This is a genomic window from Bacillus sp. KICET-3, assembly GCF_033261025.1.
GTDB classification, from domain to species: domain Bacteria; phylum Bacillota; class Bacilli; order Bacillales; family Bacillaceae; genus Bacillus; species Bacillus sonorensis.
The window spans coordinates 871163-886111 of sequence record NZ_CP137345.1 but is presented as its reverse complement, the minus strand read 5'-3'; the positions used below and the strand labels follow the sequence as shown (position 1 = coordinate 886111).

Below are 14949 nucleotides of genomic sequence, written 5' to 3'. Positions count from 1 at the left end.
TCTCCCTTGTGCATTTACTGATTGATATATGGCTTTTCTTGATAAAAATAATTCGGTGTTACGGTTTTATTCTCATAATGGCTGTGGAAAATATGAGTCGATGCCGGCGACAGCGGCGGAATCAGCCAGGTCCAGCTCGCTGTCAGCTCTCGTCCCGCTTCAGCTTCCTGCTCTTCAAAACGCTTAAACTGGCTTGCCGCCGTATGGTGGTCAACGATGCTGACGCCTGCCTCTTTGTATGAATGAAGGACTGCCCTGTTCAGTTCAACAAGCGCCTTGTCTTTCCACAATGAAGCATTCCGTTCTGTATCAAGCCCCATTATGCCGGCCACTTTGTCAAGCATGTTGTAGCGGTCTTCATCGGCGAGATTGCGCGCTCCGATTTCGGTCCCCATATACCAGCCGTTAAAAGGAGCTGCGTTATAATGAATCCCTCCGACCTCTAGCTTCATATCGGCTATAATCGGCACACCGTACCACTTCAACCCCAAACTTTTGAAGCCTTCAATCTCCGGATGTTCAATCCGGACCTCTTTGACGATTTCACGAGGCAGCTCATACCACACAGGTGGACGTCCATCTATTTGAAAAACAAGCGGCAAAACGTCAAAAGGCGTACCTTCGCCTTTCCAGCCGAGCGCTTCACACGCTTTTGTCAATTCCAATGACGCCGGATCGCCGATGACGCCTTGCTCAGTTTCATACCCCGCATACCTGATCAGCTGATGGTTCCAAATAGACACTTTTTTTTGCCCGTTTTGTTCCGGGGGGAAAACCGTAATGAACGGTCTGATTTTCCCTCCGTTTGTTGCAAGCTGAATATGGCGAAAAAGCGCATCCCGCACCTCTGCCTCGGTTTGAACGCCTCTTTGATCGATGACAGTAAGAGAGTTCCAAAACAGCCTGCCGATGCAGCGGCTGCTGTTTCTCCACGCCATTCTGGCTCCATGTTCGATTTCTTCCTTTGTATGTATATAGCTGCCTGTTCTGATGATGTCCTCTCGTATGATATGTAAACGCGACTTGATTTCAGCCTCGGATTTAGCCAATTCTCCGTAGCACAGCTCAATGAAGTTCTTTGCTTCTGTCCAAAGCTCTTCATTAATTTCCAAATGACCCCTCTCCTTCCTACTCCCAATGATTCTTATTGTATCGGTTTCCGTTTAAGTTTAAAACCTTTCTTTCAGAAATGATAAAAAACCGATAAAAAAGCATCCGCCATTGAGACGGATGCCTTGTTTTTATTTTTGTGTATGAAGCGCTTTTTGATTGAGCATAAAACGATAGACTGGCAGCTTTTTTCCTTCTTCAGAGGAAATGTAGCCCGTACTCACATAGCTGTCAACGGATTCAGGCTCAAGCGCTGTCGACAGCAGGTTGGTTTGAGGCTGAGCTGTAAAATAGACTTTTGTGCCCTTCGGAAATTCTTTTTTCTCGTGTTTAAGCTTCGTCTCCACCTGAATCACAGGCCGGCCTTCTGATTCGCCGGCCGTTTTTTGCGAAGTGACATGGTAGGCTTCGACCGGAAGCTTTTGTTTAACAGGCAGTACAGCGCTTTTCAATCCTTGGTCTTGCAGTTTTTTATCTATGTCCTGATGTCCGGGCAGGACAAGATAGGCGACCGGCCTTGTTCGTGAAAGTACGGGAACTGCCTCGCTGGCGCTATAGTATTGAACAGGAACATCGACGGCTTGTCCTGAAGCGATATCAGCCATTTTCAACGTATCTTGAAACGGTCCGGCGAAATCGCTTGTAATGACCACCTGATCATCATCATTCGCTTTCGCCCCTTTTTGGATCAGCTTTAATTTTTCTGAGGCGACAAGACGTTTAATCTCCGCCGCATGCTTTGCCGCCGTATCGATGATGGTTTCATGTGTTGCCACTTGGGCGGCGACCCTTCTTTTGAAATTTTCGCGGCCGATGTCAATTCCCCTGCTTTCGACTAAGAAAGATAGAGCCGGCTGAAGCGCGAATGCATTGCGGCCGATTCTCGCTTCTGTCCCTCCTTCATAGATCTCAATGTTTCCGTCCTTGCTTTTTCCGGTCGTATAATAGGCATCATTTGAGAATCCCTTTTCATCAAGCTTTTCTCTGACACCGTTCACAAAAAGGCTGTCTGATGCAGTTCTGATCGCTTCGGGTATATTTAGATTTTTCCCTGATAAAATCAAAAGATCATGGTATTTTAATGCGCCTTTTTCACCGACAGTCTGAAATTCATTTTGGCCGACTCCGTATTCATGGGCATCGATGACGACTTCGGGAGAATATTGATTGAATTCTTTATGAATCGCCCGTACCTCAGGGGATTCAAGCTTTACATGATCCCGGTTTCCGTCGATGCCGCTGGAAAGTCTTCTGTTAAAATGATAGGAGCCGTCTGGATTGACTCTTGGAACGATGATCACATTGACTTTTTTTAGCACCTTGTCCCCATAAGATCCGGCAAGCTTATCGGCGATGGCCAAAGCTGATTCCCCGGCGGCCGGTTCATTCCCGTGAATCTGTGCCTGAAGCCATATCGTCGGCTTTTTGGATACCGATCTGATCCGGTCGTCTTTTGAGAAATAAAGCACCGGAATATTTCTTTTTTCAATCGAAAAACCGATATTTTTCACTTTGACATTCGGACTTTTTTTTGTCAGTCTGTTTATAAACTTTATCATTTCTTCCTGTGTTGTGAATGCCTCGTCTACCTTTGTGAATGCAGGAGTTTGGTATGTTTCAGCAGGTTCTGGATAAAGTGGGGAGAGTTGTTCCGGCTGAGTGTAAAACTTTCCGTAATAAGGAGTTTCAACAGCGTGCGCGACACCGGACAGCATGAGTCCGCCTAACAAAAGCGTTATCCCAAAGAAAGCCTGTACTTTTTTTTGAATGCTCATCTTTCCTCAGCTCCTTTCACAGCATATCTGCATTATAAATGAAATTCATGAATTTTTTGTCTAAAATTTCAGAAAATGAATCATTTGGTGCATAAGAACAGTCGCGGGCTAGAACGATGGAAGGTAGTGTTGGATGAAAATATGTTTCTTTTTTCCCTTATGAAAAAAGAAACATTCGGTATGACCGAATGTTTCAGACATCACTGATGTTATCCCTGTGAGGCGGGAAGACGGTTTGACAGGCTGTTGAGCTCTTGTGAAAAGTCGGTTCCCTTCATTGGCACTCCGTGGCCGGTCAGCAATGAGGCCGGTTTCAACGCAGCAAGCTTTCGAATCGAATCAGCAGCTTTTGGCCAATCCATCGTGAAGTACGCTGGCGGCCCATTGAGTTCTTGTTTTTGAATCGCGACCTCTAAAAGGGATTCCTGTTCTACAGTTGTTATGGCGTCGCCCGCTATCAATGTTTTATCGGACTGCCGGAACAGCGAGATATGCCCGGGTGTATGGCCGGGCGTGCCAATCCATTTCCACTCTTCAAGGAACGGAACTGTGCCGTCTTCGTGAAGCGGCTTCACGCTTGATGAAACATCGATGGAATGCCGCGGAAACAACGGGGACAGCTTTGCGACCAAACCGCTTTTCACCTGGGGCTTGGCCGGTGGATAATCGGCTTTTCCCGTTACATACGGCATTTCTTCCGAATGGATAAAAACGGGAACGGACCATTTTTCCAACAGCTCTTCCAAAGCCCCGACATGATCGAAATGCCCATGCGTTAAAATGATTGCTTTCAGCCGCACATCGCCCTCAAACAGCTTCTCCGCTTCTTTCATGATGAAAGAAGCGGATTTGGGCATGCCGCAATCGATTAATACCGCTTCACCGGAAGAATTCATTATAAAATATACATTGACAATTTGAACCGTTAATCCGTATACCCCTTTGGCATACTCCTTACAGACCCCGCTTTTTACAGAGGTCAAAGGCATGTAAGTATCACTCATGATGTCACCGCCCGCTTGCAGAATATATACCGCTAGTGTGTGTCTTTTGGCAGTTGTTTATGTATGATCGCCCCGGACGGCGTGATGCATGTTAAAAATTGAGGGGACTGTAAATATGATAGATGATCACTGGTTTACCGTGGAAAAAATTGATGAAATGACTTTGCGATCGGTGAATACGGACACTGGGAAAATGTGCACTCCTATTTGCTGCTCGGAACAAAAGAAGCGGCTTTGATCGACACAGGCTCCGAATCGACAGCATCAAAAGAATCACCGGCAAGCCGACAAATATGCCGATCAATGTAATGACCACCCATGTGCATTGGGATCATACCGGCTGTCATAGAAAATATGAACGCATCTATGTGCACGAAGCAGAAAAAGAATGGCTGGCCAAGGGGCTCAAAGGGCTTCCAATTGAACAAATGCGGAAGGACATTGCACGCGATATTACAAAACCGGTTCCTGAAACATTTTACACCCCCTACAAAGGTGAACCGACGGACGTCCTGACAGACGGCGACATGATCGAAATCGGTTCAAGACCGCTGGTCATTTACCATACACCCCGGACATTCCCCGGGCCATATCTGTATTTTTGATTCTGCAAACGGCTATTTGTTTACAGGAGACCTTCTTTATACAGGGGCTCCCAATATGCTTTCTACCCGACGACAAATCCGGCCGATGCAGGCGATTCCTTTGAGAAAATCGCAGAGATACAGCTTGTCGGCAAAATTTTTGGAGGACATCATCAGCTCGGGCTTGCCTCCTCCATCTTAAAGGAAGCAGCCTCCGCAGCAAAATATTTAAAGGAGCGAAATCTGGCCAGACATGGGACGGGAATCCATACATTCAAACACCTCAGCATCCAATTTTATTGCAAAAAGATGATGGCTCTACGCCATCATCTTGAACACCCTTTTGTTTCAAACGCACTCTTTTTTCCGGCTGCACGGCATACTAATGCACTGAAACAAAATCCCGCCGCTCCGCCGAATGTGTTTACCATCAAATCGTCCACGTCAAAGGTTCTGGGCATCATCAATCCTGTGGCGGATAACGCAAGCTGGAGGCTTTCTATCGTAAGACTCGCCAAAAAACAAAAAACGATCCCCCGCTTGAAGGTGATATGCTTACGCAAAAGCGGGAGATATACACCGAAAGGAAAAAGCAGCAGCACATTAAAAAATGTCAGCTTGACGGAATTCCAAAAAAACCAATCCGTTCCGCCATGCTTATACATTTGATACCAATCCCACACAAAAAAGAACGGAATAAACTGAACATCGATATGCGCGAATTCCCTTTGCGGCGGAATATTGATTTCCCCTATCGTAAAATGCCAGACTGCGCATAAATAAACGAGGAAGCTCAAAAACACGATTTTTCTAATCAAGCTCGTCCTTTTTCGGTTTTTCACCACATCGTACAAAAAATAAAGAAAAACACCGATCAAGCCGAAAAACGTCAAATCAACTAACGAAAACATCCGATCACACCTTCATCTATGAATAAAAAAGAAGACAGGAAATGTCCTGCCCCTTTATTTTACCATATACCCAATACTTTCCACCACAGCCCGCCGACAACAAGCCATGTCGCAATATGAACAATTGACAGGATGAAGCCGATGAACCACCATTTTCCTTCAGGAATATAGCCGGCTCCGAAAAATACGGGCGCCGCTCCTGCGCCATAGTGCGTCGTACAGCCGAAAAGGTTGCTGAAAAACGCGAGGGTGAGCGCCGACAAAAGCGGCGGCGCGCCCGCGGCAACCATCACGGCGAAAAATGCCGAATACATTGCGCTGATATGAGCGGTTGCACTGGCGAAGAAATAGTGTGAATAAAAGTAGACAAGAATCAGCACGAGGAATGCGCTGATCCACGAAAAGCCCGAAACAAACGACTCCATCATAACGCTGAACCAGCCGACCATTCCCAGCTTGTTTAAAAATGTCGCAAGCATTAACAAAGTCGAAAACCAGATCAGCGTATCCCATGCGCCTTGCTCTTTTTTAATATCGCCCCAATCCAGCACCTGGGTCAAAAACAAGACCGACAACCCGATCAAAGCCGTCGTAGTGGCATCGATGTTGGCGTTGCTTCCAAATATCCATAAAAAAAGGACGAGAAAGAATACAATGACCATAAACAATTCAGATCTTTTAAAAGGCCCCATTTCCTTCAGCTTATTTGTCGCAATGCCCGCTGCGTCAGGTGTTTCTTTAATTTCGGGCGGATTCAGTTTATAAATGACAAACGGCGTAATGATCAGGCTCACAAGTCCCGGGACGATCGCCGCAACGGCCCAGCTTGTCCAGGTCAGGTTCACCCCTGCCACATCATGGGCAAGCTTGGCGATTAATGGATTAGCCGCCATCGCCGTTAAAAACATTGCTGAAGTAATCAAATTTCCCTGGAAGCCGACGTTCAGCAAAAATGCGCCGATTTTGCGCTCTGTTCCATTTCTCGGTGTTGAACCGAACGTCTCGGACAGAGAGTGGATAATCGGAAAAATAATGCCTCCTGCCCTCGCGGTATTGCTTGGGATCGCGGGTGACAAAATCAAATCGCTGAAAAGCAGCGAATACGACAGTCCGAGCGTTTTTTTGCCGAACATCCTGACAAACAAATAGGCGATTCTCGCCCCAAGACCCGTTTTAATAAAGCCGCGGGAAATGAAAAACGCGATGACGATCAGCCAAATTGTTTTATTTCCAAATCCGCTTAGAGTGTCTTCAATTGACAGCGTTCCGGTGAGAGCCGTAACGGCAAGAGCGAATACGGCGATCGCCCCCATCGGCAGCGGTTTTGAAATAAAGCCGATAATCGTCGCGACAAAAATCGCGAATAAATGCCATGCCTTCACATCAAGACCGGCGGGAACCGGTATGAACCAAATGACGACTCCGGCTAAAACCATGATGATGAAAGGAATCATGCGAAGTCCCTGCTTATTTTGCGGAGCTTTTTCTTTTGCCACGGCGCGTCTCCTCCTGTAAATCGTTGCTGCTTTTTATTTTTGCCCTTTATCACCAGTTCCATGAAAAAAATTCAGCTGCCGACTTGGCCGGCAGCCTGTAGTTTAAACCCAAGACTTCACTTTATCATGATCGGTTACAAACAGGAGCACTTTTCCTTCATCAAGACGCTTTTCGAACTGCTGCGCCTCCTGTTCTGAAAAGCCGATTTCATGAATTTTATTGCGGAGTTCGTCTCCTTTTTTATTGAAGAGATTTCCTACGGCGTTTTTGAGCCCTGTTTCTTCCGCTCCTATTGTATTGGCGTCTGCGTTTTCCGCAATTCTCTCCGTCCTGTCATCATCGTGGGAGAGAACGTATATGTCTTCTCTGGCAACACCAATGTCCCTGAGCTCCTCAATGTCTTTCATCAGCTTTTCATCATTTGTATATTCCCTTACAACGGGCTTCATCTCACATCTCCTCCTTTTCTTCATGTTGTATTAAAAACATACCCCTTAGCCCCGCGGGTAAACAACGGAATGTGCCGCCCGTAACATTTTCATGTCAATGTTACAATTGTTATAAATTTTCAGATATGACGTTTGAGCCTCCGTTTCTTTCAGGTACATGTTAAAAAGAAGACAAGGCGAAAATGGGGTGATTCTGCTTGAATTATTTCTCACCGGAACAGCAATACAATGCATGGATCATCAGTGATTTGCTCAAACAAATCTTTTCAAAGGAAGATCGTCAGGACGCGAATACCCACCTTTTTGAAACGTTTGCGGCGCAACAGTTCGGCATCAATATTGATTTTGTCTTTTCGATTATCATGAACATCGGAGATACTGAGATGCAAACGGCCAACAGCACGGAAGACATCCTGGCTTCATACCTTTTCTCACTGCTTCCATTTGTGACAAAGGACATGATTAACGACTCCAAAGAAAACGCCAATCAATATCTTTTAAATACAAAGGATGCAGATGTCTACCATTTGTTTCTCCCTGAATCGGTCCTCCGCGAAACGCTTAACCTGTAGCTTTGCAGACTTCTATGTTACATTATCGGTAATCAAAAGGAGAATAAGCCAATGCTGCAAAAACAAATCGAGCTTGCCAGACGGCCGCACGGAATTCCGGTGATGGAGGATTTCCGTATAAAAAAAACAGAGATTCCCGAAGCAAAAGACGGAGAAGCGCTTGTGAAAACGCTTTATGTCTCAGTGGATCCTTACATGCGGAGACGAATGCAGGATACAAAGTCTTATGTCGAGCCTTTTCCGCTGGATGAAGTCATCACAGGCGGCGTCATCGGAGAAGTCGCGTCTGCCAAAGGGGACAAGCTCCAGCAAGGGGACATCGTATTAGGATACTTGGGCCGGCAGGAGTATTCCGCTGTCAAAGAAACGCACCTCAGAAAAATCATCCGTCACTTGCCCCTGTCACCGCATTTCCTCGGAATTCTCGGCATGACCGGTCTGACGGCTTATTTCGGCTGCTTGATATCGGCCGTCCGAAACCCGGGGAAACGGTAGTCGTTTCAGGAGCCGCCGGACAAATCGCCAAAATCAAAGGAGCAAGGGTTGTCGGTATTGCCGGTTCTGATGAAAAGATTGCCTATTTGAAAAAACGCCTCGGATTTGATGAAGCGATCAATTACCAAACAGCCGGTGACATTGCATCAGCTTTGGAGAAAGCATGTCCGAACGGTGTTGATGTCTACTTTGACAATGTCGGCGGCAGCATTTCAGATGCCGTACTCACCCTTATTAACAAATATGCGAGAATTCCGGTGTGCGGAGCGATTTCTTCTTACAATGCCAAAGGTGCACAAGACGATATGGGACCGCAAGTGCAGACGGCTTTGATCAAATCGAGCGCATTAATGAAAGGCTTTGTCGTCAATGAATATCAGGAGCGGTTTTAGAAGGCGCCAAACAGCTTGCGGAATGGGGTGAAAAGCGGACGTCTTCAATATGAGGAAACGATTACGGAAGGCTTCGAACGGATACCGGAAGCTTTTTTGGGCTTGTTTAAAGGCGAAAATTTCGGGAAGCAGCTGATCAAGGTGGCCGATCAAAGCGTTAAATGAAAAAGAAGGCTGATCAGCCTTCTTCTATTTTTCGATAATTCGCCCTCTCTCATATACAATGCGCTGGAGGCGGATTCCAAGCTTCTTTGCGAGCTTTTTCAGCCGCTCTTCCTCGCCGCGGGTCACAAGGCTGATGACGGTTCCCTCGCTACCTGCCCTCCCCGTTCTGCCTGAACGGTGGATATACCCCTCTTCATTCGGCAAATCTGTATGAATGACATATGGCAGGTTTTGAATATCAATTCCGCGCGCCGCGATATCCGTCGCCAACAACAGAGTAAACTCTCCTGCTTCAAACGCCTGAAGGATCTTCGCCCGTTCGATCTTTTTCGCTTCACTGTGCAGAACGCCGACATCGACATGGTGGAAATCAAGCTTTTCGGCATACACACTTAGATTGCCGATATCCTTTACAAATACGAGCGCCTGCATTCCATCAAGCCTTGAAAATTTTTGCAGGATTTTGATTTTATCCCGCTGGTCGCAGACAAGATATTGATGCTTGATTTTTGCGGATTCTTCGCTCGTTCTTTTGATTTTCAATAGCTCCGCTTCCTTTGTCATTGTTCGGAGCTCGCGCTCAGCCTCTTCTTTTAATGTCGCTGAAAAGCAAAGGAGCTGCCGGTCTCTGAGCGTCGATTTAATGATGTTTTGAATCGTGCCGCGGTGCTCTGGCGTAAGGAGATGGTCTGTCTCATCAAGAACGATCGTTTTCACCTCATGCATTTTCAGTTTTTTTGTTTTGATGAGTTCCAGCACCCGACCCGGCGTACCGGCAATAATATGCGGATGTTTCTTCAGCTTTTCCTGCTGCTTTTTAATATTGGCTCCGCCGATGAAAGACGCGGCTCTGATCTCAGATCCTTTTTTCCACTCTGTGACCACATCAAATATCTGCATGACAAGCTCGCGGGAAGGAGCGAGGATCACAGCCTGAACGTGTTTTTGGTCCGGCTGCAGCTTTTCCAAGAGCGGCAGAACGTAAGCGAGCGTTTTCCCCGTTCCCGTCGGTGATTCGGCGATCACGTCGCGCCCTTCCAAAATGAGCCCGGCCGCGCTTTTTTGAACATCCGTCGGTTCGACAAAGCCTGATGCCTTCCAATTTTCTTGAATAAACGGTTTTGCTTTATTTAAAAATGGCCATCTGTCTGTCATGTTTTTCTCCTTTATTCTCAGGTTGATTCTGCTCCTAGTATCTCAAAACAGAAGCGGCTTCGCAATTTTTCTTTTACCTGCCCCCCAAGTGTCCGGTATAATGGGTTCGTTCTGACTATACATTAGAGGTGTAAAACATGAGTTTACTATCGGTAACAAAGCTAAGCCACGGTTTTGGAGACCGGGCGATCTTTCAGGATATCTCCTTTCGGCTGTTAAAAGGCGAACACGTCGGCCTCATCGGGGCAAACGGCGAAGGAAAATCAACGTTTATGAATATCATCACGGGAAAGCTTGAACCTGACGAAGGAAAAATCGAGTGGTCAAAAAAAGTCCGTATCGGCTATCTTGACCAGCATTCGGTCCTTGAACGGGGGCAGACGATCCGTGATGTATTAAGGAACGCGTTTCATTATTTATTTGCAATGGAAGAAGAAATGAACGCCATCTACGGAAAAATGGGGGAAGCTGATCCCGAAGAGCTTGAGAAGCTGCTCGAAGAAGTCGGAACGATTCAGGACGCCCTCACCAACAATGACTTTTACGCCATTGATGCAAAGGTTGAAGAAATCGCCCGCGGCCTCGGCCTTCACGATCTCGGGCTCGACAGGGATGTCACGGATTTAAGCGGCGGACAGCGGACCAAAGTGCTGCTTGCCAAGCTTCTGCTTGAAAAACCCGACATTCTCCTGCTGGATGAACCGACAAACTACCTGGATGAACAGCATATCGAATGGCTGAAACGCTACTTGCAGGAATACGAAAACGCGTTTATCTTGATTTCGCATGACATTCCGTTCCTTAACAGCGTCATCAATCTCATCTACCATGTTGAAAATCAGCAGCTGACCCGCTACGCAGGTGACTACAACCAATTCCGCGAAGTGTACGAAGCCAAAAAACAGCAGCTTGAAGCGGCCTATAAAAAGCAGCAGCAGGAAATTTCCGAACTTAAGGATTTTGTCGCCCGCAACAAAGCTCGCGTCAGTACGCGCAATATGGCGATGTCCCGGCAAAAAAAGCTTGATAAGATGGATATGATCGAACTGCCGTCAGAGAAGCCGAAGCCTGAGTTCCATTTTAAAAAAGCGAGAACATCCGGAAAGCTGATTTTTGAAACAAAAGATCTGATCATTGGTTATGATGAACCGCTGTCCCGCCCGCTAAACCTGAAAATGGAGCGCGGTCAAAAAATCGCTTTGTACGGTGCCAACGGAATCGGTAAAACGACATTGCTGAAAAGCCTGCTCGGCGAAATTTCGCCGCTGTCGGGTGAAGTCGAACGGGGGGAATACCTCCATATCGGCTATTTTGAACAGGAAGTCAAAGCAGGGGGCAACAACACCTGCATCGAAGAAGTGTGGAACGAATTTCCGTCCTATACGCAGTATGAGATCCGCGCGGCCCTTGCCAAATGCGGCCTGACGACAAAACATATCGAAAGCAGGGTTTCCGTTTTAAGCGGGGGCGAAAAAGCGAAGGTCAGACTATGCAAACTTATTCATACAGAAACAAACCTTCTTGTCCTTGACGAACCGACAAACCATCTGGATGTCGATGCAAAAGAAGAATTAAAAAGAGCCCTCAAGGAATACAAAGGCTCGATTCTTTTGATCTCCCACGAACCCGATTTCTATACGGAGATCGCGACAGATACATGGAACTGCGAATCATGGACGACAAAGGTTTTATAACATCAAAAAGCTTGTTTCCTTTCCCGGAAACAAGCTTTTTTCATTAATGTCCTGCCTTGATATGCGCCAAATGGCGACGGCCGCCGATTAAGACGGCCATGCCGATCAGCACCGCTATACAGCCGGCAAAATAAGGCGCATGCGCACTATAATGATCGGCAAGCACACCAGCGAGCCAAGGCGCGATGGCCCCGCCGATAAAACGGATGGAGCTGTAGGCTGATGAAGCGACTGACCGTTCGACAGGCGCCGCTTCCATTACCGCGGTCGTCAATATCGTATTGACCATTCCTAAAATACCGCCGCCAATAACAATGGCCGCAATAACGACAGCCATATGCTCCGTCCACACGCCGAGCACCAGCAAATCAGCGGCAAACAAAATAAACAGCATGATCAGGGAACGGACCGTTCCAATGGCGCGCTGTACGGCCGGAGCGGTAAACACGGACGTGATCGCGAGAAAGAGCCCCCAGCCGAAAAAGACGTAACCTAGCCCTCTTTCATTTAAATCAAGAACAAACGGAGAATAGGCAAGCAGCGTAAAAAAGCCAAAGTTATATAAAAAAGCGGACACAGAAAGCGTGAAAAGCCCTTGATACCGGAGCGCCCGTATCGGTGCGCAGATCGAAATTTTCTTTTGCGGCTTCGGAACGGCCGGCAGCAGAATGAGGATCGCAAACATAGCGACCGTCATTAAAATCGATACACCGAAAAACGGCGCCCTCCATGATATCGTTCCCAGTTCTCCTCCTGCAAGAGGTCCTACGGAAATTCCCAAGCCTAAAGCCGCCTCATATAAAATAATCGCTTTGGCGCTCCCTCCTGTCGCCACACTGACAATGACGGCAAGAGCGGTTGAAATGAACAAGGCGTTGCCGAGCCCCCAGCCGCCCCGGAAGCCGACAAGCTGGGCGATGGATTGGGAACATCCGCCCAGCGCAGCAAAAATAATAATCAGAATAAGACCGGATATCAATGTCTGTTTTGCGCCGATTCGGCTCGAAATGGCTCCGGACAAAATCATCGCAAAACCTGTCACCAGAAGATAGCTTGTAAATAAAAGCGATACTTGGCTCGGCGACGCATTCAATTGTGCTGCAATCGCCGGAAGAATCGGATCGACCAGCCCGATCCCCATAAATGAAATGACACAGGCAAACGCCACGGCCCAAACTGCTTTCGGCTGTTTAAAAAAACCGGAATTCTGTTGTTTCTCCATCAATCAATCATACCTTTCTTTCCATAAAAACAAACGCTATGTACATAGCGTTTGCGATTTTTGTTTTAATCAATATGTTCCAGCGCATTCCGGGCTTTTTTCTGCATGCCCTCCAGGCGCTTCCTGAACGATTGAAATTTTTCGATCTTTTCATCGATCATCCGCATTTGCTCGTCCAGCATATGCCGGATGTCTTCGAGCTTTTCTTTTCTTTCCTTCTTATCCAATGATAAAAGATAGCCTTCTTTATGCATTTCAAGGTGTTTGCTCGTTTCCATAAATTGCTGCAGCTCTTGCAGGGAAAATCCCAATACTTCCTTGGCGCTTATCACTCTTTCAAGCTCTTCCAGGTCATCTTCAGAATAAAGACGGACACCGCCTTCTGTTCGCTTAGGTGAAGAAAGCAGGCCGATTTCTTCATAAAAACGAATCGTTCTTTTTGTCAAACCGCTGCGCTTTGCCATTTGGTCAATCTTCATCCAGTCCACGTCAATGTCCTCCCGTTTTGGCTCTTTTTTTCTATTATACACCTACTATACTCTTACGTAAACGTTAAGTTTTACACACGGTTGAATTAATAAAAGGGCTTGCATTTTATACAAGCCCTTATCATTCAAAAACCCTTTAATTCAGAACTACAGGCAGCTCTGCCAGCGATCGAAAACCAATTAATTTTCGGTATTGGATATCGGAGGAAGCAAGCCGAAGCTTAGGCGCCCGCTCTAATAGGACGGGGATGGCAATTTGCGCTTCGAGGCGCGCCAATGAGGAGCCTAAACAAAAATGCGAGCCGGAGCCAAACGCAAGGTGCGGATTCGGGTTTCTTTTGATGTCCAGTATATGAGGATGAGGGAATATGTTCGGATCCCGGTTGGCCGCCCCTAAAAGGATGTATACTTGCTCCCCTTTTTTTATCATGTTTCCATTAATCTCGCAATCTTCCGAAGCCATACGCGCCGTCAGCTGAGTGGGGCTTTCATAGCGCAAACATTCCTCGACTGCAGATTCAATAAGCGGCGGGTTGTCCTTCAGGACAGCAAGCTGGGCGGGATGGTTCATTAAACAAAACAATCCGTTGCTTATAAGATTTACAGTTGTCTCATGTCCTGCAATGACAAGCAATATACATGCCGCAAGAAATTCCTCTTCCGTCAGCTGTTCCAGGCTGGCGAATCTGCTGATCAAGTCTTCCCTGGGATCTGTTTTCCTCTTTTGAATCAAATCTTTAAAATAGGCCGTCAGCTTGATGACGGCAGCATTTCCTTTTGCCAGCGCCTGTCGGGAGCGTGTAAAATCAATCGTCTTGATCAAGCTGGCCGTCCATTCCCTAAATTGATGCCTTTCCTCCTTTGGCACACCTAGGATGTTCGCTATGATGAGACTTGCTAAAGGAAATGCAAACTCTGAGACAATGTCCGCTGTTTGCCTGCTTTCCAGTTGATCCAGCAATTCCTCTGCGGCATCTTTTATAAAAGGGCGAAAGGATTCTGCCATCTTCGGTGTAAATTCTTTGCCTACAAGGGAGCGAAGCCGCCTGTGATCCTCCCGGTTTTTAAAGAGCAGCATATCATGCTGCACATGTTTAAGTTGTTCATATTTTCTTGACGTTTCAGGGAGTGGTATGCGGCTTTGAAACCTTGCGTCCTTCAAAATCGCCGCTGCCTCTTCATATCCTGTCACATACCAGCCCGGGTGCTTGAATAGCGTTCCTTTATATAAAGGATGAACAGACCGCATCTGATCATAAAAAGGGTAAGGGTCTCTCCAAAAATCGGATTCAATCAATAGGCTTGGTTTTGCCGGGTGTAATTCTGGCATCATGTCATACCTCCATATCGTCGGCCGTTTAATCAAGTTGACAAAATCCTAAAACGGTTTTCAGTTTTAGAATTTTGTCATCCTTTCAGCGTGATTGAAAACCCTC

At 46.8% G+C, this 14949-nt stretch carries 12 protein-coding genes and 2 pseudogenes; 4 read left to right on the top strand and 10 right to left on the bottom strand.

Annotation, left to right across the window (positions count from 1 at the left end; translation table 11 throughout):
• Window positions 1-14 precede the first annotated feature (14 nt).
• The 3 genes from R5H20_RS04345 to R5H20_RS04335 all read right to left on the bottom strand — a co-directional run bounded on the left by R5H20_RS04345 (window position 15) and on the right by R5H20_RS04335 (window position 3889).
• Entirely contained in the window at window positions 15-1112 is a 1098-nt protein-coding gene (locus tag R5H20_RS04345; RefSeq protein WP_006637417.1) for a nitric oxide synthase oxygenase, read from the bottom strand.
• A gap of 129 nt (window positions 1113-1241) precedes the next feature.
• Complete coding sequence (locus R5H20_RS04340; RefSeq protein ID WP_006637416.1) at window positions 1242-2885, bottom strand: M14 family metallopeptidase; 1644 nt, start codon at window positions 2883-2885, stop codon at window positions 1242-1244.
• Between the two features lie 209 nt (window positions 2886-3094).
• A complete protein-coding gene (locus tag R5H20_RS04335) occupies window positions 3095-3889 on the bottom strand; it encodes an MBL fold metallo-hydrolase (protein WP_088272712.1) in 795 nt (264 codons plus the stop codon).
• 115 nt (window positions 3890-4004) lie between these two features.
• Between R5H20_RS04335 and R5H20_RS04330 the strand changes: the two are divergent.
• Window positions 4005-4770 (top strand): annotated as a pseudogene (locus R5H20_RS04330) (MBL fold metallo-hydrolase); the annotation flags it as partial.
• Between the two features lie 29 nt (window positions 4771-4799).
• Here the strand turns inward: R5H20_RS04330 and R5H20_RS04325 are convergent.
• The 3 genes from R5H20_RS04325 to R5H20_RS04315 form a co-directional block, all read right to left on the bottom strand.
• The gene (locus tag R5H20_RS04325) at window positions 4800-5384 is read right to left on the bottom strand and encodes a VanZ family protein (protein WP_006637413.1); all 585 of its coding nucleotides are present in this window, start codon (window positions 5382-5384) and stop codon (window positions 4800-4802) included.
• 59 nt (window positions 5385-5443) lie between these two features.
• Entirely contained in the window at window positions 5444-6838 is a 1395-nt protein-coding gene (locus tag R5H20_RS04320) for an anion permease (RefSeq protein WP_087962502.1), read from the bottom strand.
• 144 nt (window positions 6839-6982) lie between these two features.
• The gene (locus R5H20_RS04315) at window positions 6983-7330 is read right to left on the bottom strand and encodes a YflT domain-containing protein (RefSeq protein ID WP_006637411.1); all 348 of its coding nucleotides are present in this window, start codon (window positions 7328-7330) and stop codon (window positions 6983-6985) included.
• Between the two features lie 197 nt (window positions 7331-7527).
• On the opposite strand from R5H20_RS04315, the gene R5H20_RS04310 reads away from it, so the two are divergent.
• Both R5H20_RS04310 and R5H20_RS04305 read left to right on the top strand, forming a co-directional pair.
• Window positions 7528-7902, top strand: a complete 375-nt coding sequence (locus R5H20_RS04310) for a DUF3212 family protein (RefSeq protein WP_006637410.1) — start codon at window positions 7528-7530, stop codon at window positions 7900-7902.
• 51 nt (window positions 7903-7953) lie between these two features.
• Window positions 7954-8954: pseudogene (locus R5H20_RS04305) on the top strand (NADP-dependent oxidoreductase).
• A gap of 24 nt (window positions 8955-8978) precedes the next feature.
• On the opposite strand, the gene R5H20_RS04300 reads toward R5H20_RS04305, so the two are convergent.
• Window positions 8979-10109, bottom strand: a complete 1131-nt coding sequence (locus tag R5H20_RS04300; RefSeq protein ID WP_006637409.1) for a DEAD/DEAH box helicase — start codon at window positions 10107-10109, stop codon at window positions 8979-8981.
• 137 nt (window positions 10110-10246) lie between these two features.
• Between R5H20_RS04300 and R5H20_RS04295 the strand changes: the two genes are divergently transcribed.
• Window positions 10247-11803 carry an ABC-F family ATP-binding cassette domain-containing protein gene (locus tag R5H20_RS04295; RefSeq protein ID WP_006637408.1) on the top strand — a complete coding sequence of 519 codons (1557 nt, stop codon included), beginning with the start codon at window positions 10247-10249 and terminating at the stop codon, window positions 11801-11803.
• A gap of 43 nt (window positions 11804-11846) precedes the next feature.
• Here the strand turns inward: R5H20_RS04295 and R5H20_RS04290 are convergent, their stop codons facing one another.
• The 3 genes from R5H20_RS04290 to R5H20_RS04280 all read right to left on the bottom strand — a co-directional run bounded on the left by R5H20_RS04290 (window position 11847) and on the right by R5H20_RS04280 (window position 14846).
• Complete coding sequence (locus R5H20_RS04290) at window positions 11847-13025, bottom strand: MFS transporter (protein WP_006637407.1); 1179 nt, start codon at window positions 13023-13025, stop codon at window positions 11847-11849.
• Window positions 13026-13090: 65 nt separating this feature from the next.
• Window positions 13091-13513, bottom strand: coding sequence for a MerR family transcriptional regulator (locus R5H20_RS04285; RefSeq protein WP_006637406.1), 423 nt, complete (start codon window positions 13511-13513; stop codon window positions 13091-13093).
• 136 nt (window positions 13514-13649) lie between these two features.
• Window positions 13650-14846 (bottom strand): cytochrome P450, encoded by a 1197-nt coding sequence (locus tag R5H20_RS04280; RefSeq protein ID WP_029419863.1) that lies wholly within the window; start codon window positions 14844-14846, stop codon window positions 13650-13652.
• Window positions 14847-14949 lie beyond the last annotated feature (103 nt).

Excerpts from the sequence above, each read along its gene's own strand:
- R5H20_RS04340 (WP_006637416.1), bottom strand. The coding sequence starts at position 2,885 with ATGAGCATTCAAAAAAAAGTACAGGCTTTCTTTGGGATAACGCTTTTG.
- R5H20_RS04335 (WP_088272712.1), bottom strand. The coding sequence starts at position 3,889 with ATGAGTGATACTTACATGCCTTTGACCTCTGTAAAAAGCGGGGTCTGT.
- R5H20_RS04325 (WP_006637413.1), bottom strand. The coding sequence starts at position 5,384 with ATGTTTTCGTTAGTTGATTTGACGTTTTTCGGCTTGATCGGTGTTTTT.
- R5H20_RS04320 (WP_087962502.1), bottom strand. The coding sequence starts at position 6,838 with ATGATTCCTTTCATCATCATGGTTTTAGCCGGAGTCGTCATTTGGTTC.
- R5H20_RS04315 (WP_006637411.1), bottom strand. The coding sequence starts at position 7,330 with ATGAAGCCCGTTGTAAGGGAATATACAAATGATGAAAAGCTGATGAAA.
- R5H20_RS04300 (WP_006637409.1), bottom strand. The coding sequence starts at position 10,109 with ATGACAGACAGATGGCCATTTTTAAATAAAGCAAAACCGTTTATTCAA.
- R5H20_RS04295 (WP_006637408.1), top strand. The coding sequence starts at position 10,247 with ATGAGTTTACTATCGGTAACAAAGCTAAGCCACGGTTTTGGAGACCGG.
- R5H20_RS04290 (WP_006637407.1), bottom strand. The coding sequence starts at position 13,025 with ATGGAGAAACAACAGAATTCCGGTTTTTTTAAACAGCCGAAAGCAGTT.
- R5H20_RS04280 (WP_029419863.1), bottom strand. The coding sequence starts at position 14,846 with ATGATGCCAGAATTACACCCGGCAAAACCAAGCCTATTGATTGAATCC.